This is a genomic window from Streptomyces sp. NPDC059668 (assembly GCF_042734135.1).
In the GTDB taxonomy this organism is placed as follows: Bacteria; Actinomycetota; Actinomycetes; order Streptomycetales; family Streptomycetaceae; genus Streptomyces.
In genome coordinates this window covers 73,698-97,133 of record NZ_JBHWEL010000019.1, presented here as the reverse complement: position 1 = coordinate 97,133, position 23,436 = coordinate 73,698, and the positions used below count along the sequence as shown (strand labels likewise).

Below are 23,436 nucleotides of genomic sequence, written 5' to 3'. Positions count from 1 at the left end.
TTCCGGACATTGGCCTACGAAAAGCCGATCATCCTGGAGCGGTACAACGATCGGCCAGCCTACCGCGCGCGGTACGACAACAGGATCACGGGTTGCGATCGGGAAGACGGCCCGTGAGCAGGAACGCGACGCTCCGCTCCGTCTCCGTCCAGGCCCTCGTGTCGAGTTCGACGGACTGGATGAGGGCGCACTCGACCTGGTAACCGTGCTCGGTGAGGTTCCGGCCGACCAGTTCGGCCGCGTCCCGGGTCGCCGCGTGCGTCACGATGCGCTGCGGACGGCGGTCGGCGACCGCGGAGACGACCTCCGCTCCCCCGCCGCCGACCCGCACGACGTCCGGTTCGGGGAGGTTCTCCAGGATGTGCGGGGCGTCGCCGTGCACGATCTGCATCTGCACGCCGTAGCGGCGGGCGGCGTCGTCGGTGCGGGTGCAGGCCCGCAGGTCCCGGTCCACCGCGATGACCGCGGCGCCGGTGCGCGCGGCCTCGGTGGCGAAGGCACCGCTGCCGGACCCGATGTCCCACACCAGATCCCCCAGGCGCGGGCCCAGCCGGGCGAGTTGGGCCGCGCGCAGCAGATCCGTCTCTCCTTCTCCGAGCGCGCCGCCGTACGCCTCGGCGGGCAGTGCCCAGCCGCGCGGCTCGGTGGCCGGGTCGCGTCCGGCGATCCAGCCGCCGTCCTCGGCCGCGGCCACGAAGCCGCCGATGACGATGACGACGTTGGGGTCGCGCCAGGTGTGGTCGGCGGCCTTGTCGGAGGTGAGGATCGTGACCCGCTCGCGTGCGGTACCGAGCTCCTCGCAGATGACGAAGGTGCGGTGGACGCCTTCGAGGAGCAGGCCGAGTTCGGCGGGGCCCGCACCGGGCGAGGTGAGGACGGCCACCTTGGTGTGGGCTCGGCATACGTTCACCGCGCGTCGCAGGGAGCGACGGTGTGCGACTACCACATGTGCGTCATCCCAGGGCATTCCGGCGCGGGCGAAGGCGGCGGCGACCGAGGAAACGGCGGGCACGACCTCGACCTCAAGGCCGAACTCGGGAGCGCGCAGGGTACGTACGACGCCGAAGAAACCGGGGTCCCCGTCGGCGAGGACGACGGCGCTGCCGCGGTGGCCCGCGATGCGGCGGGCGGCGAGGGCGACGCTGCCGAGCCGGATGCGCTCGGCGCCCTCGGGTACCTCGGGGAGCGTCAGGTGGTGTGCCGCTCCGGCCACCAGGGTGGCGGCGCCGAGGGCGGAGCGCGCCGCCGCGGTCAGGGGGGAGCCGTCCCAGCCGATCACCGTGACGCGGTCGGCCATCGTCGTCAGTCTCCAGAGGGTCTTCGCAGGTCGTCAGGGGGCAGCCCGTGAGCGGGCTCCGTGAGGGTACCTGGCGTCGCCGGGTGGGGCCGCGCGCGGGTCCCGTCGGGCGGGAGCGGTGCCGTCGCCCGGCACGGGCGGTGCCGTGCGGCATGCGTCGTGCCGTCCGGCGTGGGCGGTGCCGTCGGGCGTGAGGGGTGCCGTCGCGCGTGAGGGGTCAGACGGGGCGTGCGCGGTCACCGGCTCCGGCCGCGGGAGCCCCCGGGTCTCGGTTCCGGACCGCCTCCGTGCCCAGCCCTGTGTTCAGTACCGTGCCCAGCCGTGTGCCCAGTCCCGTGTCCAGCACTGTGCCCAGTCCTGTGTTCAGTCCCGTGCCCAGTTCCGTGTCCGTCCCGTGGTCAGTTCCAGTCGGAGAACGACGTGAAACCGCTGGAGTCCGCGAGCTGGTCGCCGACTCCTTCGATGTCCTCGGGGAGGAGGCTCCAGACGATGAAGTCGGTGCGGTGGTCGACCCAACGGCCGTCCTCGGTACGGCTGTGCGCTATGCACGCGTTGCGCAGCACACCCTCGCTGATGCAGCCGATCTTCTGGGCGACCTGCTGGGAGGCGGTGTTGTCGGCCGCCGTGCGCACCTCGATGCGCTCGAACTTCTGCTCGCGGAAGAGCCATCGGGCGGTGGCGAGCGACGCCTCGGAGGCGTAACCCTCGCCGCGGGCCCAGGGGGCGATGACGTAGGAGAGTTCGGTGGAGCGGATGTGCCAGTTCGTCCTGCCGAGTTGAACGATGCCGACCAGGCGCTGGGTGAGGAACTCGGTGACGGCGAGGTCGAGTCCGCGGCCGGCGGTGCGTTCCGCGGGCGCGTGCTCGCTGATCCAGGTGCGGGCGCCCTCCTCGGTGAAGGGCTGGGGCACGTCGGTCCAGGCCGCGACCTGCTCGTCGTTCATCATTTCGGCCAGGGCGGGAACGTCGTCCTCGTCGAGCGCGCGCAGGACCAACCGCTCCGTGCTGATGGAGATGTCGGGGAAGGTGCTAGTCATGCGCCGCTCCGTAACCGTCGGGGACTTGGGGCCCTCGGAACCTTCGGGCCCGCTGAACTGCCCAGCATGCAGCATGAAAGCACCGAACCGCACCACGGGGTCCTCCCCCGTTGCCCGAAGGGGAACGGGGGAGGACCACCGCGTGTGGTCGTGGGCACCGTGCGGCGGTACGGACCGCCGAAGACGGATCAGAACGAGGGGATGACCGAGCCGGCGTACTTGTCCTGGATGAACTTCTTGACCTCGGGCGAGGTGAGGAGCTTGGCGAGCTTCTTCACCCGCGGGTCGTTCTCGTTGCCCTTCTTGACGGCGAGGAAGTTGCCGTACGGGTTGTTCGTCGCCGACTCCAGGACGAGGGCGTCGTCGGCGGGCTTGAGGCCGGCGGAGATGGCGTAGTTGCCGTTGACGACCGCGGCGTCCACGTCGTCCAGGGAGCGCGGGGTCTGGGCCGCCTCGACCTCCTTGAACTTGAGGTTCTTCGGGTTCTTGGAGATGTCCTGCGGGGTCGCCTCGCTGCCGGCGCCGTCCTTGAGGGTGATGAGCCCCTTGGACGCGAGCAGCTTCAGGGCGCGCGCCTCGTTGACCGCGTCGTTCGGGACCGCGACGGTCGCGCCGCTCTTGAGGGCGTCGGCGCTCTTGACATTGTGGGAGTAGAGGCCGAGCGGCTCCAGGTGCACCGTGACGACGGGCACGATGTGGGTGCCGCGCTTCTTGTTGAAGTCGTCCAGGTACGGCTGGTTCTGGAAGTAGTTGGCGTCCACCGAGCCGTCCTCGGTCGCCGTGTTCGGGACGATGTAGTCCTGGAACTCCTTGACCTCCAGGTCGAGGCCCGCCTTCTTCGCCAGGTTCTTCTTGACGAAGTCGAGGATCTCGGCGTGCGGGGTGGGGCTCGCGGCGACGATCAGCGGGCCGCTCGTGTCGGCGGCGGAGTCCTTGTCCGAACCGCAGGCGGAGAGGCCGAGGGTGAGGGCTCCGGCGGCGAGGACGGCGGTGGTGATCTTGGCAGTGTTACGCACGAAAAGTGCCTTTCCTGAGGGGTTGAGCGTCCCCGTGTCGGGTGGGACGGGGAAGTACGCGGGTGGGGAGTGAGGGGTGAGGTGCTCGGACGACCCGGCTCAGAGGGCCTTGCCGGCGTCCGCGGTGGCGGCCTCCGCGGGGGCGCCGGCCTCCGCGGTCGTGGACGTCCCGGCCTTGAGCAGCCGGAGCCTGGGTGCCGCACCAGAGTGGCCGCCGCGCCGGTGCAGCCCGCGGGCGGCGTAGTCGCCGGCGAACTGGATGACGGAGATGACCACGGCCAGGATCGCCACGGTGATCCACATCAGCCCGGTCTCGAAGCGCTGGTAGCCGTAACGGATGGCGATGTCGCCGAGTCCTCCGGCGCCGACGGTGCCCGCCATGGCCGAGTAGCCGATGAGGGCGACGACGGTGGTGGTCGCCGAGGAGATCAGTGAGGGCAGCGACTCCGGTACGAGCACCCTGCGCACGACGGTCCAGGTGTTGCCGCCCATGGACTGCACGGCCTCGACGAGCCCTCCGTCCACCTCGCGGACGGCCGTCTCGACGAGCCGCGCGAAGAACGGGATCGCGCCGATGGCGAGCGGCACTATCGCCGCCTCGCGACCGATCGTCGTTCCGGTGATCGTGCGCGTGAAGTTCATCAGCGCGACCATCAGGATGATGAACGGCATCGAGCGGGCGATGTTCACGACCTGCCCGATGACCTTGTTCGCCGCGACGTTCTGGAGGAGTCCGCCGCGGTCGGTGAGGACGAGCAGGATGCCGAGCGGCAGACCCCCGACGACGGCGATCAGCGTGGACCAGCCGACCATGTAGAGCGTGTCCCAACAGGCCTGGGACAGCAGCGGATGCATCTCCGACCAGGTCACTTGGCACCGTCCTTCACGAGTGCGGGCTGCTGGCCCTGGATGTCGATCTGCAGGCCCTGCTCGCGCAGGAATCCGATCGGCACGACGTTGTCGTCGTAGCGGCCGGGCAGTTCGATGCGCATCCGGCCGACCTGCTTGCCGCCGACGGTGTCCATCGCGGCACCGAGGATCGAGATGTCGATGTTGTAGGTCCGGGACAGCTGCGAGATGACCGGCCGGGTCGCGGCCTCGCCGTGGAAGGTGACGTCGATGACCGTGCGGTCGTCGCCGGAGGCGTCGCCGCTGACCGGGAAGAGCGCGGAGGCCAGCTCGGAGCCGGGGGTCGCGAGCAGTTCGCCGACCGTGCCCGACTCGACGATGCGGCCGTTCTCCATGAGCGCGGCCGAGTCGCAGACGGTCTTGACGACGTCCATCTCGTGCGTGATGAGCAGAACGGTCAGACCCAGTTGCCGGTTCAGGTCGCGCAGCAGCTGGAGGATGGAGCGGGTGGTCTCGGGGTCGAGGGCGCTGGTGGCCTCGTCGGAGAGCAGCACCTTGGGGTCGCCGGCCAGGGCGCGGGCGATGCCGACGCGCTGCTTCTGGCCGCCGGAGAGCTGTGCGGGGTAGACCTTCGCCTTGTCGGACAGGCCGACCAGGTCGAGCAGGCCGAGCGCCTTGGCGGAACGCTCCTTCCCCGAGATGCCGAGGATCTCCAGCGGCAGCTCGACGTTCTCCTGGACGGTGCGCGAGGACAGCAGGTTGAAGTGCTGGAAGACCATGCCGATACGGCTGCGCGCCTGGCGGAGCTCCTTGCCGGCGCGCGGGCCGCGTCCGACGAGGGCGGTGAGGTCCTGTCCGGCGACGGTGACCGTACCGGCGGTGGGACGCTCCAGGAGGTTGACGCAGCGGATGAGCGAGGACTTGCCGGCGCCGGACTGGCCGATGACGCCGTACACCTCGCCTTCGCGGACATGCAGATCGACGCCGTCGAGGGCGGTCACTTCACGGCCGCGCGAGCGGTAGACCTTGGTGAGGCCCGTTGTCGTGATCACAGGGGTTTCCGTCACTGTCGAGTGCGGGGCGTGGGTGTGCGCCGGCACGGGTGCATTCGGTCTTGAACGCGGCACGGTTCTCGGGACGGCGCGCGATGGCCGTGGAACCGGAGGGAACCGGGAGGAGAACGTGTGCGCGGGGCAGCCCCTGTCGCGTACGCGGTACGGACTCAGGGCGCGGTGGTCCCGCTTCGGGGCGCGGGATCAGGCGGTGGTGCGGGGGCCCTCTAGAAGGCGCACATTCGACACATACAACGAGCACCGGGCGTCATGGTCGCCTCGGTCGCAAGGGTGCGGCTGCTCGTCGTGGTCATGGAGTGAAGTAAAGCAGACGGAGTGGTTCGGCCCGGAACCGCTGTCCGCATCGTGGACAGCGGTGGACACTTCTCAGCCGCGGACGGAGATCTCCACTCCCCCGCCCGTGACCAGTGCGGACAGGGCCGAGAGGTCCTTCACCACCAGGTCCGCGACCAGCTCGGACGCCGCGTGGGTTGTGGCCAACGCCACGGTGGTCATGCCGGCCGCGCGGCCCGCCTGGAGGCCGGCCGGCGCGTCCTCGAACACGACACAGCGGGCCGGGTCGACGCCCAGCTCGCGGGCGGCGAGGAGGTAGGGCTCGGGGTCGGGCTTGCCGCGGGTGACGTCGTCGGCGGAGATCAGGGTCTTGGGCCGGATACCGACCTCGTCGAGCCGGGCCTCGGCCAGCCGCCGGGTGGCGGAGGTGACGACGGCCCAGCGCTCGGCGGGCAGCGAGCCGAGGAAGGCGGCGGTTCCGGGCAGCAGCAGGACGCCTCCCGGGACGTCCTCGACCTCCAGCTGCTCGATGCGCGCGAGGGCCTCGGGGACGACGTCGGCGGGCAGCAGGTCGGCGGCTATCTCGACGGCGGGGCGGCCGTGCAGTTCGATCCGGGCGAAGTCCTCGGCGGTGATGCCGTACTCCCGCGCCCAGCGGGTCCAGCAGCGGTTCACCGACTCCAGGGACGAGACGAGGGTTCCGTCGTTGTCGAACAGCAGGGCGTCAGCGTGGATCTTCATGGCCCCGACCCTACGGGGCGGCCGGGGGCGAGGGCATCGGGCCTTTTGGCCCGTAATAGGGTCACGGCATGCTTGATGCCCTGACGGTCGCGACCGCCGTCGCCGCGCTCGCGCTCGCCGCCTGGTGCGGCTGGGCCGCCTTCCGTGATCAGCCCACCAAGGACTGGCACTTCATCGGCATGGCGGTGGTGTCGCTGCTCGCCGCCGTCCAGCTGGTGGTCGGCATCGTCCAGCTGGCCCGCGGCGAGAAGGCGGAACAGGGCACGACGATCTTCGTGGCCTATCTGCTCGGGGCGTTCGCGTGCGTACCCGCGGTGGCCTTCATGTCGCTGGCGGAGCGCACCCGCTGGGGTTCGGTCACGGTGGCGGCCGGCGGCGTGGTGCTCGCCGTCCTCGAAGTGCGCCTGTACGACATCTGGGGAGGCTGACGTGACGAAGGCCGAGGTCACCGTGACCGAGGAAGAAGCGACCGGACGGAAGCGGACGCGGCTCATCAGCGGCCCGGGGATGCTGCTGGTCTGGCTGTACGGCGTGATGGTCGTCGGCGCCGTGTCGCGCTCCGCCGTGCAGATCTCCACGGAGTTCGACAAGGCCCCGCTCGCCTACTCGCTGTCGGCGGTCGCGGGCCTGGTCTACGGCTTCATCACGTACTCGCTCGTCCGGGGCGGCGAGAAGGCCCGCAGGGCGGCGCTGGTGTGCTGCGCCGCCGAGCTCGCGGGTGTCCTGATCGTGGGTACCTGGACGCTGGTGGAGCCGTCCGCCTTCCCCGACGCCACCGTGTGGTCGGACTACGGCATGGGGTACCTGTTCATTCCGGTGCTGCTGCCGCTGTCGGCCATGTACTGGCTGCGCCGGCGCTCCGCGGAAAGCCGGTAGTCAGACCGCGGGCCGGCGGAGGTACGAGGCCGCCGGTCGCGTGCTCCGGGCGCCCGCCGGGCCGTGTCCGCCGGGCGGGCGCGGCTACGCAGTGGTCGCGTAGGTCTCCGCGGGCTTCTCCAGCACGATCACGGTGACGCCGTCGTCGCCCTCCGACGTGCCGACCGTCTCGTAGCCCACGCTGCGGTACAGCCGCAGGTTGCCGCCGCCGCGGTGTCCGGTGTGGAGCTGGATCCTCTTGGCGCCGTGCTCCTCCACGAGGGCAGCCTCGGCGGCGCGCAGGAGCCGGGCGCCGATCCCGTGGCGCTGCATGCGCGGGTGGACGATGAGTTTGTTGAGCCGGGCCGTGCCGTCGGATTCCACGGTTCCGCGGACCGAGGCCACCACCTCCTGCCCCAGCCGGGCCACCAGGACCGTACCGTCCGCCAGCTCCGCCCTGAGGGAGTCGAGCGGCTGCGTGAGCGGCTCGATGCCGTAGTCGCCGGACAGCTCGGCCTCGCTCTGGTAGCAGAGGTACTGCAGCTTGAGGATCTGCTCTGCGTCCTGCTCGGTCGCCCCCGAGATGGTCACGCTCATGCCCATGTGTGCATGCCTCCCGCTCACTTGTTCCACCGGTTGTCCCCCACTCCTATCCCCGCGGTCCGCGGGCCGCAACCACCGGTGCCAGCAATCGCCGTAGACATCCCAGGCATCTGGAACGTTCCGGACCAAGGCTGCCCTGTGAGATACCCAACTCACCTGCGATCTCGCGGTAGGTGAGGTCCTGGGGGGAGAGCAGCGCCGCCATGAGGCGCGGGCAGCGGCCGGGCAGCCGGCGTACGGCGTCGTGCAGGGCTCGGCGGGAGTCCGCGGTCATCGCGCGCTGTTCGGGGCCGGGCCCGTCCGGGTCGGCGGGTTCGGAGCCGTACGGCTGTTCACGGCGGGCCGTGCGGCGGGCGCGGCGGGCCTCCGAGCGCACCGCGCGGCGCAGCCACCCCTGCGGGTCGGCGGGCGGGCCGGCCGAGGCGAGGCGCTCCAGGAGCCGCAGCCACACGGCCTGTTCGAGGTCGCTCGGTTCGGTCCCGGTCGCGTGCGCCTCCGCCGAGGCCTCGGCGGCGAGCAGCGGACGCAGCGCGGAAACCATCTCGTGGGTCATGTGCGGCGGGACGCGGCCGCCCCGGCGGGAGGTTGCCGGGGCGGCCGGGTGTCACCCCATCCGGGGTGGCGGGGTCAGCCGTTGACGAAGTCCGCGCGGGCGAGCAGCGCGGTGTCCGCGTTGTCGGAGAAGACGCCGTCGATGCCGGTGGCGAAGTAGGTCCGGAAGGCGCCGAACGCGTCGCCGTAGGCGTTCGGGTCGGTGCCCCGGCGGAAGTCGGCGGGCAGGAAGACGTTCTCGTTGCGCATGGTGTAGGGGTGCAGGATCAGGCCCGCGCGGTGGGCGTCGGCGACCAGGGTGGTCGGCGTGGTGAGGGCGCCGTTCGCGTCCTTGGGGATGACCAGGTCGAGCGTGGGGCCGATGCCCTGGGCGTACGAGGCCAGCCACTTCAGGCCCGCGGGCTTGACGAGGTCCGCGACCGTGCGGGGGTCCCCGGTCGCGACGAAGTCCCAGGGACGGGTGTTCGCCGCGGAGAGCAGGACGACGAGCGGGTTGTCGACGAGCCCGTCGAGGCGCTGGATGCTGGTCGGCTCGAAGGACTGGATGATGACGGGAGCGTTCTTCCCGTCCTTGCCGTGCTTGCGCAGCACCTTGGCGAGGCGCTCCTCCAGGCCCAGACCGAGCGCCCGGAAGTAGGTGGGGTGCTTGGTCTCGGGGTAGATCCAGACCTGCTTGCCACGCTTGCGGGTCTGCTCGTCCTGCCAGTGGAGCACCTCTTCGAAGGTGGGGATCTCCCAGCGGCCGTTGTAGAGGGTGTTGTTCGGGCGGTTGGCGGGGATGCGCTCGACCGCCCGCAGGGTCTTCAGCTCGGCGAGCGTGAAGTCCTCGGTGAACCAGCCGGTGGTGGGGACGCCGTCGAGGGTCTTGGTGGTCCTGCGGTCGGCGAACTCCGGGTGCGCCGACACATCGGTCGTTCCGCCGATCTCGGGCTCGTGCCGGCAGACGAGGTGACCGTCCTTGGTGGGGACCAGGTCGCCCGCCTCGACGACGTCGGCACCCATGTCGAGGGCCAGCTGATACGAGCCGAAGGTGTGTTCGGGCCGGTAGCCGCTGGCACCGCGGTGTCCGATCACCGTCGGCTTCGGCAGACTCCGGTACCCGGCGCCGTGACCGGCGCCCCCGTGACGTTCGTCGGCTCGCGCCGCGCCGGCCGGTCCGAGGACCGCTCCGCCCGCGCCGAGCACGGCGGCCCCGAGCAGTGCCCGTCGCGCCGTGCCCCGGTGCTGCCCGTTCGGCTCCTGCGACTCCTGCGTCCCCATGTGCGCTCCTCCCGCGTACCCGCCCTGCACCTGACAAAGCGGCTCGATCGTAGGGGCCCTTGCGTGACGGGAGGGAGACCCGCGGCGGAACACCTGGGCTCCGCCTGATGGCGTACGGGAGGCGGGTGGTGACGGATCGTCGGGCGGGGGTGGCCGACCGGGGGAGCCTTGCGCCGTCCGGGGGCGACTTCCGTCACATCGTGTCGAACGGGTGACACATGCTGGATCGCAGGCCACGGCAGGTAAACATTGGTCAACAGTGCGTATCCGGACGGTGAACCCGATGTGCAATCACCCGGGAGCCGCGAGTATCGTCCTCACCTGCACAGACTCATACCGAATCCCTTGACACCGGAGGGCCCGTTGTCCCGCTTCGTGCTCATCAAGGCAGTGCTCGGACCGATCATGCGCCTGATGTTCCGCCCACGGGTGGAGGGCGTGGAGCACATCCCGGGCGACGGTCCGGTCATCCTGGCCGGCAACCACCTCACGTTCATCGACTCGATGATCCTGCCTCTGGTCTGCGACCGGCAGGTGCTCTTCATCGGCAAGGACGAGTACGTCACCGGCAAGGGGTTCAAGGGCCGCCTCATGGCCTGGTTCTTCACCGGCGTCGGCATGATCCCGGTCGACCGGGACGGCGCCAACGGCGGTGTCGCGGCGCTGATGACGGGCCGCCGCATCCTGGAGGAGGGCAAGGTCTTCGGCATCTACCCGGAGGGCACCCGCTCCCCCGACGGCCGTCTCTACCGCGGCCGCACCGGCATCGCGCGCCTCACCCTGATGACCGGCGCGCCGGTCGTCCCGTTCGCGATGATCGGCACGGACAAGCTGCAGCCCGGCGGCGCCGGGATGCCGCGCCCCGGCCGGGTCACGGTCCGCTTCGGCGAGGCCATGGAGTTCTCCCGGTACGAGGGCATGGACCGTGACCGCTACGTCCTGCGCGCGGTGACCGACTCGGTGATGACCGAGGTCATGCTGCTGTCGGGTCAGGAGTACGTGGACATGTACGCCACGAAGGCGAAGGCGGCGTAGCGCCTCCGGCGGTTCGGTCGTATCCCGGGCGCGGGTGCTTCGCGGCTTGTCGCGCAGTTTCCCGCGCCCCTGACGGGACAGCCCTTAGACCCCGGATTCCAGTTTCTGGTCCCTCAGCAGGAACCATGCCGCTGCCGCCGTGGCGAGCAGTACCGCTGCTCCGATGCCGGACGCCAGTGCCAGGCCGTCCACGAAGGATGTGCGAGCCGCGGTCAGCAGGGCCTCCGCGGTGTGGGTGGGCAGGGTCGCCGCCCCCTCCACCGCGCCGCCCAGGGAGTCGTGGGCCCCGGCCGGGGTGCCCGCGGGCCCGGTGAAGCCCGCGTAGACGCCGGTAACGATGGAGCCCAGCAGGGCGATGCCGAGGGCGGCACCGAGTTCGTACGCCGTCTCGGAGACCGCGGAGGCCGCGCCCGCCTGCTCCTTGGGCACGCTGGAGAGGATCACGTCGGCGGTGACGGTGAACGAGAAGCCCGCGCCGACGCCGACGGCCAGCAGCGCGGTGCCGAGCAGCGAGTAGCCGGTGGACTGGCTCAGCAGGGTGAGCGCGGCGAGCGCGAGACCGACCGCGGCGAGACCGCCGGAGACGACGGCACGCACCGAGTACCGCCGGGCGGCCGAGCCCGCGACCAGGCCCGCCCCCACCGCGCCGACGGCGGCGGGCAGTTCGGCCAGACCCGCCTCGAACGGCCCCCGCCCCTGCACGAGTTGCAGATACTGCGAGAGGAAGAAGACGAGTCCGGACATCCCGAAGACGGTCAGCAGATCGGCGGCCACGGCCGCCGAGAAGCCCCGGTTGCGGAACAGCCGCATGTCCAGCAGCGGTATCGGCATGCTGAGCTGGCGCCGTACGAACCCGTACAGGGCCGCGGCACCGAGCAGGCCCACGGCCACCGGCTGCCAGGCGAACCCGTGCATGGCCAGTTCCTTCACCGCGTACACGATGCCGATCATGCCGACGAGCGAGAGCGCGACACTGGCCAGGTCCCAGGGGCCGGGGTTCGGGTTGCGGGACTCGGGCAGCAGCTTGATGCCGACGGGCACCAGGACGAGCATCACGGGCACGTTGATCAGGAAGACCGAGCCCCACCAGAAGTGTTCGAGCAGGAAGCCGCCGACCACGGGGCCGACCGCCGTACCGGCGGACGCCGTGGCACCCCAGATGCCGATGGCGAGGCTGCGCTCGCGCGGGTCGTGGAAGAGGTTGCGGATCAGGGCGAGTGTGGCGGGCATCAGGGTCGCGCCCGCGACACCGAGCAGCGCCCGCGCCAGGATCATCAGCTCCGGTGTCGTCGCATAGGCGTTGAGCACGGATATCGCGCCGAAGACGGTGGCACCGATCAGCAGCAGCCGTTTGCGGCCGATGCGGTCGCCGAGGCTGCCCATGGAGACGAGCAGGCCGGCGATGACGAAGGAGTAGACGTCGCCGATCCACAGGAGCTGGGTGCCGGAGGGCCTCAGGTCCTCGCTGATGTAAGGGGTCGCGAGACCGAGCACGGTCGCGTCGACGGCCACCAGCAGCACGGCGAGCACGAGGACCGAGAGCGCGAGCCAGCGGCCCGGCCGCTTCTCCGCCTTCGCCGTGTACTCCCCCGCCGTGTGCTCCCCCGCCTTCCCGGCCTCGTCCGAGCCGGGGACACCCCCGTGCCGCAGGGTGCTGGTCATGATCACTCTCTCCGTAGCGCGCCGCCGAGCAGCAGCTCGACGATCATGAAGGTGAAGTCCTTGGTGGCGACCCGCCCCTCCAGCACCGCCCAGGCGCCCGAGGCGATCAGCCCGTAGAGCGCCTCGGTGAGCCAGGCCGGGGTGAGGTCGATGCGGAATTCGCCGCTGTCCTGGCCGCGCCGGAACAGCGCGGCGATACGGACGTCGAGCCGGGCCCAGCCCTCGTTCTGCCCCTCGCCCTCGAACAGCTGGTTCTCGGTGTAGAGGAAGGCGAGGAGTCCGGCGGCCTTCTCCAGCTCGGTCACCAGACGGCGCAGCGCCTCCTGCGCGGTGCCGTCGTCGAGGCGGGCGGCGTCCAGAGCCGCCTCGCACTCCTGGATGCCGAGCGCCTCCAGCGCCCGTACGAGCGCGTCGCGCCCGGCGAACTGGCGGTGCAGCGTGGCCCGGCTGATCCCGGCCGCCCGGGCGACCTCGTCCATCGTGGCGGTGGATCTGCGGGTGAGGAGGGCGGCCGCGCTGCGCAGCACATGGTCACGGTCGACAGCCATGAGACAAGGATAACCCATGTGAGACATTCATGTCTCATTCGGAGCGTCGACGTCTCACTCATCCTCGCTCGACGGGTCTCTCAGTGCCAGGGCAGCCGCGCGCGGCGCTCCCAGTAGGCCCCCGGCTCCTCGGCGAGGGCGTCGAGGCGGGCCAGTCGGTCCTCGTCCAGATCGACGACCGCGGCGTGCAGGTTCGAGGCGAGCTGGTTGGCGGTGGCCGCGCCGGAGAGGACGACTCCGGCCCAGGGCCGGCACAGGACGAAGGCGAGGGCCACGGCGTCCGCGCCCAGCCCCGTCCGCGTGGCCACGTCCGTGACCGCGTCCGGCGCGTGCCCGGCGGCGAGGCGGCCGTTGGCCATGGCCTCCTTGACGATCACCGTGAGTCCGGCGTCGTGCGCCTCGGCGAGCGCGGGCGCGGCGGAGGTCTCCAGCACGTTGTAGGTGGACTGGACGGTACGGAAGAGGGGTGCGCCGTCGACCGTCACGGCGAGCGCGGCGCGGATCGCCTCGGCCTGCGCCGGCCCGCTCGTGGAGAAGCCGATGGAGAGACCGCCGGCCGCGGCCTCGGCGAGCGCGGCGTGCAGCTTCCGGTCGGTGAGGGCCGGGCTGTCCGGGGTCACCGAGTGGATCTGGTAGAGGTCGAGTCGGTCACCGAGCAGTTCGTCGGTCTCGGCGCGCTGCCGCTCGTAGGTGGCGAGGCCGTGGTCCTTGACCTCGTGCGCCTCGGCGTCGGTGCGCCAGTCGGCCGTGTAGGTGTAGCCCCACTTGCTGCCGACCACGACGTCGTCGACTTCGGGGCGGGAACGCAGCCAGTCGGCGAGGAACTCCTCGGAGCGGCCGTACGAGCGGGCCACGTCGTAGTAGCGCACGCCCTGGGCGTAGGCGGCGTCGAGGAGTTCGTGGGTGCGCTCGCGCAGGGCGTCGACACTGCGTACGGCCGGGAGGTCGTCCTCGCGGCCGAGGTTGATGTACCCGGGGCGGCCGACCGCGGCCAGGCCGAGCCCGATGTGCGCGGTGGGAGTCGTGGCTGAGGCGAGGCGGGCGAAGGGCATCGCGGGCTCCGTTTCGATCGGCTCCGTACGGCTGCCGACCAACGTAACCCGCGATGCCCCCGTCACACCGGACCCACTGCTTCTTCCGCCCGGTGCCGCCACTTCCTGTCCGATGCCGCTCGGATCTGTCCGGTGCCGCTCAACACGCGCCCGGTACTGCCCGCTTTCGACCGGCGGTTCGCTCACGCCCGGAGGCGGCCGCTCCCGGGAGGTGTCACTTCCTCAGCTTCGCCGTGGCCCAGGTGTGCTGTGCGGTCACGTCCGACCTGATCTCGGCGAGCTGCACGGCGACCGCGCTCGGCGCCGTACCGCCACGGCCGTCGCGGGAGGCGAGCGCGCCCGGCACGTTCAGGACGGAGCGCACCTCGGGCGTCAGATGCGGGGAGATCTTCGCGAACTGCTCGTCGCTCAGACCGTCGAGCTCGATGCCCTCGGCCTCGGCGACCTTCACGCACTCGCCCGCGACCTCGTGCGCGACACGGAACGGCACACCCTGCCTGACCAGCCACTCGGCGATGTCGGTGGCGAGCGAGAAGCCGGCCGGGGCCAGTTCCTCCATCCGCTCGCGGTGGACGGTGAGGGTGGCCATCATGCCGGTGAAGGCGGGGAGCAGGACCTCCAGCTGGTCGCAGGAGTCGAAGACCGGCTCCTTGTCCTCCTGGAGGTCGCGGTTGTACGCGAGGGGCAGCGCCTTGAGGGTGGCCATCAGGCCCGTGAGATTGCCGATGAGGCGCCCCGACTTGCCGCGCGCCAGCTCCGCGATGTCCGGGTTCTTCTTCTGCGGCATGATCGACGAGCCCGTCGAGAACGCGTCGTGGAGCGTGACGAAGGAGAACTCCTTCGTGTTCCAGATGATGACCTCCTCGGCGATCCGGGAGAGGTTCACACCGATCATCGCGGTGATGAAGGCGAACTCGGCGACGAAGTCGCGGGACGCCGTACCGTCGATCGAGTTCGCGACCGAGCCGTGCTCGAAGCCGAGGTCCTTGGCGACCGACTCCGGGTCGAGGCCGAGGGAGGAACCGGCCAGCGCGCCCGAGCCGTACGGCGAGACGGCCGTGCGCTCGTCCCACTGGCGCAGGCGCTCGGCGTCCCGGGACAGCGACTGGACGTGGGCGAGGACGTGGTGCGCGAAGAGCACGGGCTGCGCGTGCTGGAGGTGGGTGCGGCCGGGCATGGCGACGTCCGGGTGGGCCTCGGCGAGGCCGATCAGCGCGTCCTGGAGGTCGGCGACCAGCCCGCCGATGATCCGGGCGTGGTCGCGCAGGTACATCCGGAAGAGCGTCGCCACCTGGTCGTTGCGGGAGCGGCCGGCGCGCAGCTTGCCGCCGAGGTCGGGGCCGAGGCGCTCCAACAGGCCGCGCTCCAGGGCGGTGTGCACGTCCTCGTCGGCGATGGTGCCGACGAAGGAACCGTCCGCCACATCGGCTTCGAGCCGGTCCAGCCCATCGAGCATCCGGGCCAGCTCGTCGTCCGTGAGGAGGTCCGCCCCGTGCAGCACGCGCGCGTGGGCACGCGATCCCGCGATGTCGTAGGGCGCGAGCCGCCAGTCGAAGTGGACGGACGCGGACAGCTTGGCCAGGGCCTCGGCGGGACCGTCGGCGAAACGGCCGCCCCAGAGCCGTACGTCACCGCTGTTGCTGCTCACTTGCGTTGCTCCTCAAAGATGGCGGTGTGCGACCGCCTCCGCACCCAGGAAAGCGAGGAGGCGGCCGTCAGGCTAGTGCGTGCGGGGTGGTTCCGGTGTCACCCCAGGTCGCGCTTGGCGGCGATCTTCGACGACAGGCTGTAGATGTCGATGAAGCCCTTGGCGGCCGCCTGGTCGAAGGTGTCGCCCGTGTCGTAGGTCGCCAGGTCGAAGTCGTAGAGCGACGAGTCGGAGCGCCGGCCGGTGACGACCGCGCGGCCGCCGTGCAGGGTCATCCGGACGTCCCCGTCGACCTGCCGGTTGGCCTCGTCGATGAAGCCGTCCAGAGCGCGCTTGAGCGGAGAGAACCACTGGCCGTCGTAGACGAGTTCGCCCCAGCGCTGCTCGACCTGCCGCTTGTAGCGGGCCAGTTCGCGTTCGACGGTGACGTTCTCCAGCTCCTGGTGCGCGGTGATCAGCGCGATCGCGCCCGGAGCCTCGTACACCTCGCGGGACTTGATGCCCACGAGCCGGTCCTCGACCATGTCGATCCGGCCGATGCCCTGGGCACCGGCCCGCTCGTTGAGCTGCTGGACGGCCTGGAGGACGCTGACGGGCCTGCCGTCGACGGCGACCGGGACACCCGCCTTGAAGGAGATGACGACCTCGTCGGCCTCGCGCGGCTCGGCCGGGTTCGCGGTGTACTCGTAGATGTCCTCGATCGGCGCGTTCCAGATGTCCTCCAGGAAGCCCGTCTCGACGGCCCGGCCGAACACGTTCTGGTCGATGGAGTACGGGGACTTCTTGGTGGTGGCGATCGGCAGCCGCTTCGCCTCGCAGAAGGCGATCGCCTTGTCGCGGGTCATCGCGTAGTCCCGGACCGGGGCGATGCACTTGAGGTCGGGGGCCAGGGCGGCGATGCCGGCCTCGAACCGCACCTGGTCGTTGCCCTTGCCGGTGCAGCCGTGGGCGACGGTGGTGGCGCCGTGCTTCCGCGCGGCGGCCACGAGGTGCTTGACGATCGTCGGCCGGGAGAGCGCGGAGACCAGCGGATAGCGGTCCATGTAGAGGGCGTTGGCCTTGATCGCCGGGAGGCAGTACTCGTCGGCGAACTCGTCCTTCGCGTCCGCGACCTCGGCCTCGACGGCACCGCAGGCGAGCGCGCGCTTGCGGATGACGTCCAGGTCCTCGCCGCCCTGGCCGACGTCCACGGCGACGGCGACGACCTCGGCGCCCGTCTCCTCGGCGATCCAGCCGATGGCGACGGAGGTGTCCAGGCCGCCGGAGTAGGCGAGTACGACGCGCTCGGTCACGGGATTCTCCTTCGCAGTGCATCCGCTGTTATGCATGAGTATGCAGAACTCTGCATGATTCGTCAATCGGGACTCACCCTCGGGGGTGCCGGGCGGGCCGGGTCGACCCGGAGCGGACGCATAGCCGACCCCGAGCCGACCCGGAGCCGACCCGGAGCCGACCCGGAGCCGACTCGGGGCGGACACGCCGGAAGAATTCCTTAGACAAGCGAAGGATCTTCCCCGATAATCGTTAGACATGGGAAAGACTTATGAACGCATCGACGGCCGGCTGCGCACGTTCATCGAGGCCCAGCCCCTCTTCTTCACCGCGACAGCACCCCTGTCCCCGGACGGCACGATCAACCTCTCCCCCAAGGGCATCACCGGTTCGTTCGCCGTGGTCGACGAACTGACCGTCGCCTATCTCGACTTCGCCGGCAGCAACGCGGAGACCGTCGCGCACCTGCGGGAGAACGGCAGGATCACCCTCATGTGGTGCGCCTTCCAGGGGCCGCCCAACATCGTCCGGGTGCACGGCCGCGGCGAGCCCGTCTTCCGTGACGACCCCCGCTTCAAGGAACTGCTCGGACACTTCCCCGGCGTCGACCCCACCCCGCACGGCCTGCGCGCGATCATCGTCGTGACGGCCGAACTCGTCCGCGACACCTGCGGCTACGCGGTGCCCTTCATGTCCTACGACGAGGACCGCGACCTGCACGCCAAGCGCTTCGCCCGCGAGGACGACGCCTCGCTGAACACGTACTTCACCAAGAAGGAGCACATCGCGACGAGCCTGGACGGCCTACCCGGGCTGCCGCTCCCGCTGCCGCCCACTAGCGTCTGAGCCATGCGCACAGGAGCCGTCGCCCTCGCGTCCGCGTCCCTTCTCGCCCTCGCCCCGAGCGGGCCGCCGCCGCTCCCCGAGCAGCTCGCGGACACCGGCGGCGGCAGCCAGCTGATCACGGCACAGGCACCGCGCGCGGACGCGACGTCGGGCACGCTCACCTGGTGGGACCGGCGCGACGGGCACTGGGTGAAGGCCGGGTCGGCGGTGGCCCGCTTCGGGGCCAGGGGGCTGGTCGAGGGCGGCTCCCGCAGACAGAGCACGAACACGACTCCCACGGGGCTGTACGGCCTCCCGTACGCGTTCGGCATCCGGAAGGCACCGGACGGCACCCGGGCCCCCTACCGCCGGGTGCGCCAGGGGTCCTGGTGGTGCGAGGACAACGACTCCCGCTCCTACAACCGCTGGACCGAGCCCCGTCCCGCCGACTGCCGCGCCACCGAGTCCGAGCACCTGATCACGTACGACCCGCAGTACGCGTACGCCCTCGTCGTCGGCTTCAACTACGACAAGCCGGTACGGGGCCGCGGCGCCGGCATCTTCCTCCATGTCGACGGGCGCGGGGCGACCGCCGGCTGTGTGTCGGTGCCGGAGGAGGCCATGCGGCGGATCCTCACCTGGGTCGATCCCTCGCGGGGACCGCACATCGCGATCGGGACGACGGGAGGGAGTACTGCTCTGACCAGGTATTGATCGGGGGTCGGCGTTGGCCAACGGAAGTGGGCCTACAGGAGTGGGCCAACAGGAGTGGGTCAACGCACGTTGGCCCACCGTGGTGACCCACACGCGTAGTCGACCTGCGTGCACCAACGGATGTGGGCCAAGCACGCAGGCCAAGGACTCGGGCCAACGGCCGTAGGGCAACAGCAACAGGCCAACAGTCGGAGGCCACCACCCGAGGGCCAACACCCGAACGCCAACAAGCGTGGGCCAACGCACGTTTCACCCGATCCGTCGGCCCGGGCGCCAGGCGCCCGCCGCACCGACCACCCGGATCGGCCCCGTCCACGCGGGCACGCGCCCCGCCGGCGGACGTCCGCGCTCACGGAATAGGGACCGGACTCCGAGGTCACTGAACGCACAGCCGTCGGCGACCGTATCTCTGGGCCAGGGGGCCTCTCCCCTCGCCCCGTCCCCACGGACGACCACGGAGGAACCGTGTCCACGATCGCCGGTGGCCGCGCCGCGCGGCGCCAGACCCTGCGCCGAATCCGCCCACGACGCTCCCCCGCCGTCCCCCTGCTGCTCGCCGTATGGGCGGGCGCGGCCGGGGTCATCTGGCTGTGGTGGAGCAACACCCCGTCCATCGCGGACGACAACAGCAAGATCCTCAACGCGGGCCGCATCACGGGGCTGCTCGCCGGGTACCTGATGGCACTGGTGGTGCTGCAGATGGCCCGGGTGCCCGCACTGGAGCGCCGGGTGGGCTCGGACCGGGTCGCGCGCTGGCACGCGATGAGCGGCCGCTACACGCTCTGTCTGGTCCTCGCCCACCTCGTCCTGATCATGTGGGGCTACGCGCTGCAGGCGGGCAAGAGCTTCGGCGACATCGTCCAGCAGACCATCGACTCCATCAACCAGCTGCCCGACATGGGCAAGGCGGCGATCGGCACCGGTCTGCTGCTCCTCATCGGTCTGCTCTCCATGGGCCCGGTGCGCCGCAGGATGGGCTACGACACCTGGTACCACATCCACCTGCTCACCTACGCCGCCGTCTTCCTGACGTTCTGGCACCAGCTGTCCACGGGCAACGAGTTCGCCGTCGAACCGGCCGCGAAGACCGCCTGGTACGGGCTGTACGGGTCGGTGACGGCGCTGGTGCTCTGGTACCGGATCCTCGCCCCGATCCGGCTGAACCTGAAGCACCGGATGCGGGTCGAGGCGGTCGTCGAGGAGACGCCCGGCATCGTCTCGGTGCTGATCAGCGGCCGGAAACTGCACCGCATGGGTGCGGAGGCCGGGCAGTTCTTCCGCTGGCGCTTCCTCGCACCGGGCATGCGGCTCAGCTCGCACCCGTACTCGCTGTCGGCGGCGCCGCGTCCCACCATGCTGCGCATCACGGTGAAGGCGATCGGCGACCACAGCTCCGCGCTGCGCGACCTGCGGCCCGGTACCCGGGTCTGGGCCGAGGGCCCCTACGGGGCGCTGACGGCGGCCAAGCGCAGCCGCGGCAAGGTCCTGCTGGTGGCCGGTGGTGTCGGCATCACGCCGATGCGGGCGCTGTTCGAGACGCTGCCGGGTTCGGCGGGCGATCTGACCCTGCTCTACCGGGCCAACACCACCCAGGACCTGGCCCTGTGGGACGAGCTGGCCTCGATCGCCGAGGAGCGCGGGGCCCGGCTGATGTACGCGGTGAACAGTCCCGAGGGGGAGCGCCCGGACATCTCGGCGGAGACGCTGAGCCGGAAGCTGCCGGACATCGACCGCCACGACGTCTTCATGTGCGGGCCGCCCGGCTTCGCACAGCAGGTCTACGAAGCACTGCGCGGCGCGGGGGTTCCCGCCCGCCGCATCCATCACGAGTCGTTCGAGATGTGAGCGACGGGAGTCAGGAGCGATGAAGAAGAGCCACCCCATTCGACGTGCCGTGCTGGCCGGCGCCGCCACCGTGTCCGGGATCGTCCTGCTGCTGTCGCTAAAGCCCGCCTCCGATCCGGCGTCCGCGTCGGCGCAGGGCGCGGCCGCACCGCAGCAGTCGGCGGCGGCGCAGGAGTCGCCCCAGGGCGGCAGCGCGCAGCAGTCGTCCTCGGGGGCCCGGACGGTCACCGGTGACGTCGCCCAGACCCAGTACGGTCCTGTCCAGGTCCGTATCACCGTCAGCGGCGGCAAGGTCACGAAGTCCGAGGTCGTCCAGATCCCGAGCGGTGGCCGCAGCACCGAGGTGAGCAACAGCTCGGTGCCCAGGCTCAACCAGGAGGCCGTCGCCGCGGGCAGCGCCGCCATCGACGCCGTGTCCGGTGCGACCTACACCAGCGCCGGGTACAAGAAGTCGCTCCAGTCGGCGCTCGACAAGGCGAAGGCCCAGGGCGGCGGGGCGTCGGGGTCGGCGGGGGCTGCGGGGTCCACCGGTGCGGCGGGCTCCTCCGGCTCCTCCGGTTCATCCGCGGCGCCCAAGGCTCCCGCCGCGCAGGCCCGTACCGTCACCGGAGAGGTGGCCCAGACCCAGTACGGCGCCGTCCAGGTCCGGGTCACCGTCAGCGGCGGCAGGATCACCAAGGCCGAGGCCGTCCAGGCGCCCAAGGGCGGGCTGAGCGACCAGAAGACCGCGATGGCCGTCCCCAAGCTCAACCAGGAGGCCGTCGCGGCGTCGAGCGCCGACATCGACGCGGTGTCCGGTGCGACCTACACCAGCACGGGATACAAGAAGTCCCTGCAGTCGGCCCTGGACAAGGCCGGTGGCTGACCCCTCCCAGGAGCCGCACGCGCTGCGGCACGCCGAAGAAGTCATGGGCACCGTCTTCTCGTTCGATGTGCGGGGCGGCGAACCCGACGTCGTCCGGGTCGCTTTGGACGAGGCGGTCGCCGAACTCCACAAGATGGACGCGATGTTCAGCACCTACCGCGAGGACAGCCAGCTCTCGCGCCTGGCCCGCGGTGAGCTGAGCGTCGAGGAGTGCGATCCGGAGGTCGGCGAGGTGCTCGACCTGTGCGCCGAGGCGGAGCGGCTGAGCGCGGGCTGGTTCAGCACGAGGTACGCGGGACCGCTCGACCCGACCGGCATCGTGAAGGGCTGGGCGACCGAGCGTGCCGCCCACCGGCTGACGGTGGCCGGGGCGAGCGGCGTGAGCGTGAACGGGGGCGGCGACGTCCAGCTGTTCGGGGTCCCCGGATCCCACCGTCCCTGGCGGGTCGGCGTCTCGGATCCGCTGCGTCCCGGTGGGCTCGCGGCCGTCGTGTCCGCCGCCGGTGTGGACGAGCTGGCGGTGGCCACCTCCGGCACCGCCGAGCGCGGCGCCCACATCGTCGACCCGAGCACCGGCCGCTCCGCCGTCACCGACCTGGTCGCCGTGACCGTGGTGGGTCCCCGCCTGACGTGGGTGGACGCTTGGGCGACGGCCGCCTTCGCGATGGGTTCCCGTGAGGCTCTGAGCTGGCTGGAGTCCCTGCCGGACATCGAGGCCCTGCTCATCACGGCGGGCGACGAGGTGCGATGCACCGGTGGTCTGGCCCAGCGCCTGGGATGACCGGAGCGGCCCCGCCAAGGGTGCGGGGAACCGCGTGACCAGCCCTGTGCGGCCCGCTCTCGCACAGGGCACACGGAAGCGGAGGGGCACACCCGACCGGGTGTGCCCCTCCGCTTCGGTGCCCGTCAGCGCCGTGCCCGTCAAGGCCCTGCCCGTCAGGGGTGGTTCTGCGCCAGCCGCAGCAGGTGGTCGGCCAGCGCCTGCCCGCCCGTCGCGTCCCGGCTGATCAGCAACAGTGTGTCGTCACCGGCGATCGTCCCGAGGATGTCGTGCAGTTCCGCCTGGTCGATCGCCGAGGCGAGGAACTGCGCGGCCCCTGGAGGGGTGCGCAGGACCACGAGGTTCGCGGACGCCTCCGCGGAGATCAGCAGTTCCGAGGAGAGGCGGCGCATCCGTTCCTCCTTCGCCGACTCCCCCAGGGGCACGCGCGGGGTGCGGAAGCCGCCCTCGCTCGGTACCGCGTAGATGAGGTCGCCGTCGTTGTTGCGGATCTTCACCGCGTTCAGCTCGTCCAGGTCCCGGGAGAGCGTCGCCTGGGTGACGTTCAGCCCGTCGTCGGCGAGGAGCTTCGCCAACTGGCTCTGTGAGCGCACCGGTTGCCGGTTGAGGATGTCAACGATCCGGCGGTGGCGTGCGGTACGGGTCTGCGGCACGGCAGGTCCGGCGTGGTCGTGGTCCTGCGCCTGGCTCATCGTCGTCGTCCCATTCTCAGGATCCATCCCCGTTGACTGCGTCGAGGACGCCGGGAAGGGCTCCGAGCAGGACGTCCACCTCGTCGTCGCTCAGGTTCAGCGGGGGCATCAGCCGTACGACATCGGGGGCGGGCGCGTTCACCAGGAGACCGGCGTCCTGAGCCGCCTGCTGCACCTGGGGCGCGAGCGGCTCGGTGAGCACGATACCCAGGAGCAGGCCGGCGCCCCGGACGTGGTCGACCAGCGGATGCCCGAGTGACTCGATCCCGTCCCGCAGCCTGGCGCTCGTACGCTTCACGTTCTCGAGGAGCCCCTCGGACGCGATGGTGTCGAGGACGGCGAGTCCGGCCGCGCAGACGACCGGGTTGCCGCCGAAGGTGGTGCCGTGCTGGCCGGGACCGAGCAGTTCGGCGGCCCGGCCGAACGCGACGGTCGCGCCCAGCGGCAGTCCGCCGCCGAGGCCCTTGGCGAGCGTGACGACGTCCGGCAGGACGCCCTCGTGCGCCTGGTACTCGAACCAGTGGCCGGTGCGGCCGATTCCGGTCTGCACCTCGTCGAGGACCAGCAGCGAACCGGTGGCCGCGGTGATCGCGCGGGCCGCCTTGAGGTAGCCGGCCGGTGGCACGACCACACCGTTCTCGCCCTGGATCGGCTCGATGACGACGAGTGCCGTCTCGTCGGTGACGGCGGCGGCCAGCGCCTGCGCGTCGCCGTACGGAACGTGGGTGACGTCACCGGGCATCGGGAGGAAGGGCTCCTGCTTTCCGGGCTGGCCGGTGAGCGCGAGGGCGCCCATGGTCCGGCCGTGGAAACCGCCCTGGGTGGCCACCATGTGGCCGCGGGCGGGGAGCCCGCCGCTGTTTGATGCCGCCCCCGTGGGCGCCGCGCCCGCCGTGGGATATTTAAACCCGCCCGCCCGGCCCGACATCTGGGGGCGACCG

23 protein-coding genes and 1 pseudogene are annotated in these 23,436 nt (G+C 71.1%); 8 read left to right on the top strand and 16 right to left on the bottom strand.

What is annotated here, in order from left to right; all coding sequences use genetic code 11:
* Positions 1–85: 85 nt before the first annotated feature.
* The 6 genes from cbiE to ACFV2J_RS16685 all read right to left on the bottom strand — a co-directional run bounded on the left by cbiE (position 86) and on the right by ACFV2J_RS16685 (position 6,286).
* The gene (gene cbiE / locus ACFV2J_RS16710) at positions 86–1,297 is read right to left on the bottom strand and encodes a precorrin-6y C5,15-methyltransferase (decarboxylating) subunit CbiE (RefSeq protein ID WP_385082382.1); all 1,212 of its coding nucleotides are present in this window, start codon (positions 1,295–1,297) and stop codon (positions 86–88) included.
* A gap of 398 nt (positions 1,298–1,695) precedes the next feature.
* Positions 1,696–2,334, bottom strand: a complete 639-nt coding sequence (locus ACFV2J_RS16705; protein WP_385082384.1) for a GNAT family N-acetyltransferase — start codon at positions 2,332–2,334, stop codon at positions 1,696–1,698.
* A 188-nt stretch (positions 2,335–2,522) separates the two neighbouring features.
* A complete protein-coding gene (locus ACFV2J_RS16700) occupies positions 2,523–3,350 on the bottom strand; it encodes a MetQ/NlpA family ABC transporter substrate-binding protein (RefSeq protein WP_385082386.1) in 828 nt (275 codons plus the stop codon).
* A gap of 99 nt (positions 3,351–3,449) precedes the next feature.
* The gene (locus tag ACFV2J_RS16695) at positions 3,450–4,220 is read right to left on the bottom strand and encodes a methionine ABC transporter permease (RefSeq protein ID WP_385082387.1); all 771 of its coding nucleotides are present in this window, start codon (positions 4,218–4,220) and stop codon (positions 3,450–3,452) included.
* Entirely contained in the window at positions 4,217–5,251 is a 1,035-nt protein-coding gene (locus ACFV2J_RS16690; RefSeq protein ID WP_385082388.1) for a methionine ABC transporter ATP-binding protein, read from the bottom strand. The genes ACFV2J_RS16695 and ACFV2J_RS16690 overlap by 4 nt, the downstream gene beginning before the upstream one ends.
* A gap of 387 nt (positions 5,252–5,638) precedes the next feature.
* Positions 5,639–6,286, bottom strand: a complete 648-nt coding sequence (locus tag ACFV2J_RS16685) for an HAD family hydrolase (RefSeq protein ID WP_385082390.1) — start codon at positions 6,284–6,286, stop codon at positions 5,639–5,641.
* Positions 6,287–6,354: 68 nt separating this feature from the next.
* Between ACFV2J_RS16685 and ACFV2J_RS16680 the strand changes: the two genes are divergently transcribed.
* The gene (locus ACFV2J_RS16680) at positions 6,355–6,714 is read left to right on the top strand and encodes a hypothetical protein (protein ID WP_385439292.1); all 360 of its coding nucleotides are present in this window, start codon (positions 6,355–6,357) and stop codon (positions 6,712–6,714) included.
* 79 nt (positions 6,715–6,793) lie between these two features.
* A complete protein-coding gene (locus ACFV2J_RS16675; RefSeq protein ID WP_385082396.1) occupies positions 6,794–7,162 on the top strand; it encodes a hypothetical protein in 369 nt (122 codons plus the stop codon).
* Between the two features lie 84 nt (positions 7,163–7,246).
* Here the strand turns inward: ACFV2J_RS16675 and ACFV2J_RS16670 are convergent, their stop codons facing one another.
* From ACFV2J_RS16670 to ACFV2J_RS16660, 3 genes are all read right to left on the bottom strand, one after another.
* Positions 7,247–7,744 (bottom strand): GNAT family N-acetyltransferase, encoded by a 498-nt coding sequence (locus tag ACFV2J_RS16670; protein ID WP_385082392.1) that lies wholly within the window; start codon positions 7,742–7,744, stop codon positions 7,247–7,249.
* A 46-nt stretch (positions 7,745–7,790) separates the two neighbouring features.
* Positions 7,791–8,297 (bottom strand): sigma-70 family RNA polymerase sigma factor, encoded by a 507-nt coding sequence (locus tag ACFV2J_RS16665; protein WP_385439289.1) that lies wholly within the window; start codon positions 8,295–8,297, stop codon positions 7,791–7,793.
* 74 nt (positions 8,298–8,371) lie between these two features.
* Complete coding sequence (locus tag ACFV2J_RS16660) at positions 8,372–9,556, bottom strand: glycerophosphodiester phosphodiesterase (protein WP_385089189.1); 1,185 nt, start codon at positions 9,554–9,556, stop codon at positions 8,372–8,374.
* A gap of 345 nt (positions 9,557–9,901) precedes the next feature.
* Here ACFV2J_RS16660 and ACFV2J_RS16655 point away from each other — a divergent pair, with 345 nt between their 5' ends.
* The gene (locus ACFV2J_RS16655) at positions 9,902–10,591 is read left to right on the top strand and encodes a lysophospholipid acyltransferase family protein (protein WP_385089186.1); all 690 of its coding nucleotides are present in this window, start codon (positions 9,902–9,904) and stop codon (positions 10,589–10,591) included.
* 84 nt (positions 10,592–10,675) lie between these two features.
* Here the strand turns inward: ACFV2J_RS16655 and ACFV2J_RS16650 are convergent, their stop codons facing one another.
* The 5 genes from ACFV2J_RS16650 to ACFV2J_RS16630 form a co-directional block, all read right to left on the bottom strand.
* Positions 10,676–12,253 (bottom strand): MFS transporter, encoded by a 1,578-nt coding sequence (locus tag ACFV2J_RS16650; protein ID WP_385089183.1) that lies wholly within the window; start codon positions 12,251–12,253, stop codon positions 10,676–10,678.
* A 2-nt stretch (positions 12,254–12,255) separates the two neighbouring features.
* Positions 12,256–12,801, bottom strand: coding sequence for a TetR/AcrR family transcriptional regulator (locus ACFV2J_RS16645; protein WP_385089181.1), 546 nt, complete (start codon positions 12,799–12,801; stop codon positions 12,256–12,258).
* An 80-nt stretch (positions 12,802–12,881) separates the two neighbouring features.
* Positions 12,882–13,853 carry an aldo/keto reductase gene (locus ACFV2J_RS16640; protein ID WP_385089178.1) on the bottom strand — a complete coding sequence of 324 codons (972 nt, stop codon included), beginning with the start codon at positions 13,851–13,853 and terminating at the stop codon, positions 12,882–12,884.
* Between the two features lie 214 nt (positions 13,854–14,067).
* Positions 14,068–15,501 (bottom strand): argininosuccinate lyase, encoded by a 1,434-nt coding sequence (argH, locus tag ACFV2J_RS16635; RefSeq protein WP_385089175.1) that lies wholly within the window; start codon positions 15,499–15,501, stop codon positions 14,068–14,070.
* Between the two features lie 98 nt (positions 15,502–15,599).
* Positions 15,600–16,793: an argininosuccinate synthase gene (locus ACFV2J_RS16630; protein ID WP_385089172.1), complete on the bottom strand. Its 1,194-nt coding sequence runs from the start codon at positions 16,791–16,793 to the stop codon at positions 15,600–15,602.
* Between the two features lie 238 nt (positions 16,794–17,031).
* Between ACFV2J_RS16630 and ACFV2J_RS16625 the strand changes: the two genes are divergently transcribed.
* The 5 genes from ACFV2J_RS16625 (at position 17,032) to ACFV2J_RS16605 (ending at position 21,803) form a co-directional block, all read left to right on the top strand.
* A complete protein-coding gene (locus ACFV2J_RS16625; protein WP_385089169.1) occupies positions 17,032–17,619 on the top strand; it encodes a pyridoxamine 5'-phosphate oxidase family protein in 588 nt (195 codons plus the stop codon).
* A 3-nt stretch (positions 17,620–17,622) separates the two neighbouring features.
* The gene (locus ACFV2J_RS16620; RefSeq protein ID WP_385089166.1) at positions 17,623–18,312 is read left to right on the top strand and encodes a L,D-transpeptidase; all 690 of its coding nucleotides are present in this window, start codon (positions 17,623–17,625) and stop codon (positions 18,310–18,312) included.
* 465 nt (positions 18,313–18,777) lie between these two features.
* Positions 18,778–20,157 carry a ferric reductase-like transmembrane domain-containing protein gene (locus ACFV2J_RS16615; protein ID WP_385089163.1) on the top strand — a complete coding sequence of 460 codons (1,380 nt, stop codon included), beginning with the start codon at positions 18,778–18,780 and terminating at the stop codon, positions 20,155–20,157.
* A 19-nt stretch (positions 20,158–20,176) separates the two neighbouring features.
* Positions 20,177–21,022 (top strand): FMN-binding protein, encoded by an 846-nt coding sequence (locus ACFV2J_RS16610; protein WP_385089160.1) that lies wholly within the window; start codon positions 20,177–20,179, stop codon positions 21,020–21,022.
* A 43-nt stretch (positions 21,023–21,065) separates the two neighbouring features.
* The gene (locus ACFV2J_RS16605) at positions 21,066–21,803 is read left to right on the top strand and encodes an FAD:protein FMN transferase (RefSeq protein WP_385089191.1); all 738 of its coding nucleotides are present in this window, start codon (positions 21,066–21,068) and stop codon (positions 21,801–21,803) included.
* 155 nt (positions 21,804–21,958) lie between these two features.
* On the opposite strand, the gene ACFV2J_RS16600 is transcribed toward ACFV2J_RS16605, so the two are convergent.
* Both ACFV2J_RS16600 and ACFV2J_RS16595 read right to left on the bottom strand, forming a co-directional pair.
* Positions 21,959–22,495, bottom strand: coding sequence for an arginine repressor (locus ACFV2J_RS16600; RefSeq protein ID WP_385087157.1), 537 nt, complete (start codon positions 22,493–22,495; stop codon positions 21,959–21,961).
* A gap of 16 nt (positions 22,496–22,511) precedes the next feature.
* A pseudogene (locus ACFV2J_RS16595) lies at positions 22,512–23,336 on the bottom strand (aminotransferase class III-fold pyridoxal phosphate-dependent enzyme); the annotation flags it as partial.
* Positions 23,337–23,436 lie beyond the last annotated feature (100 nt).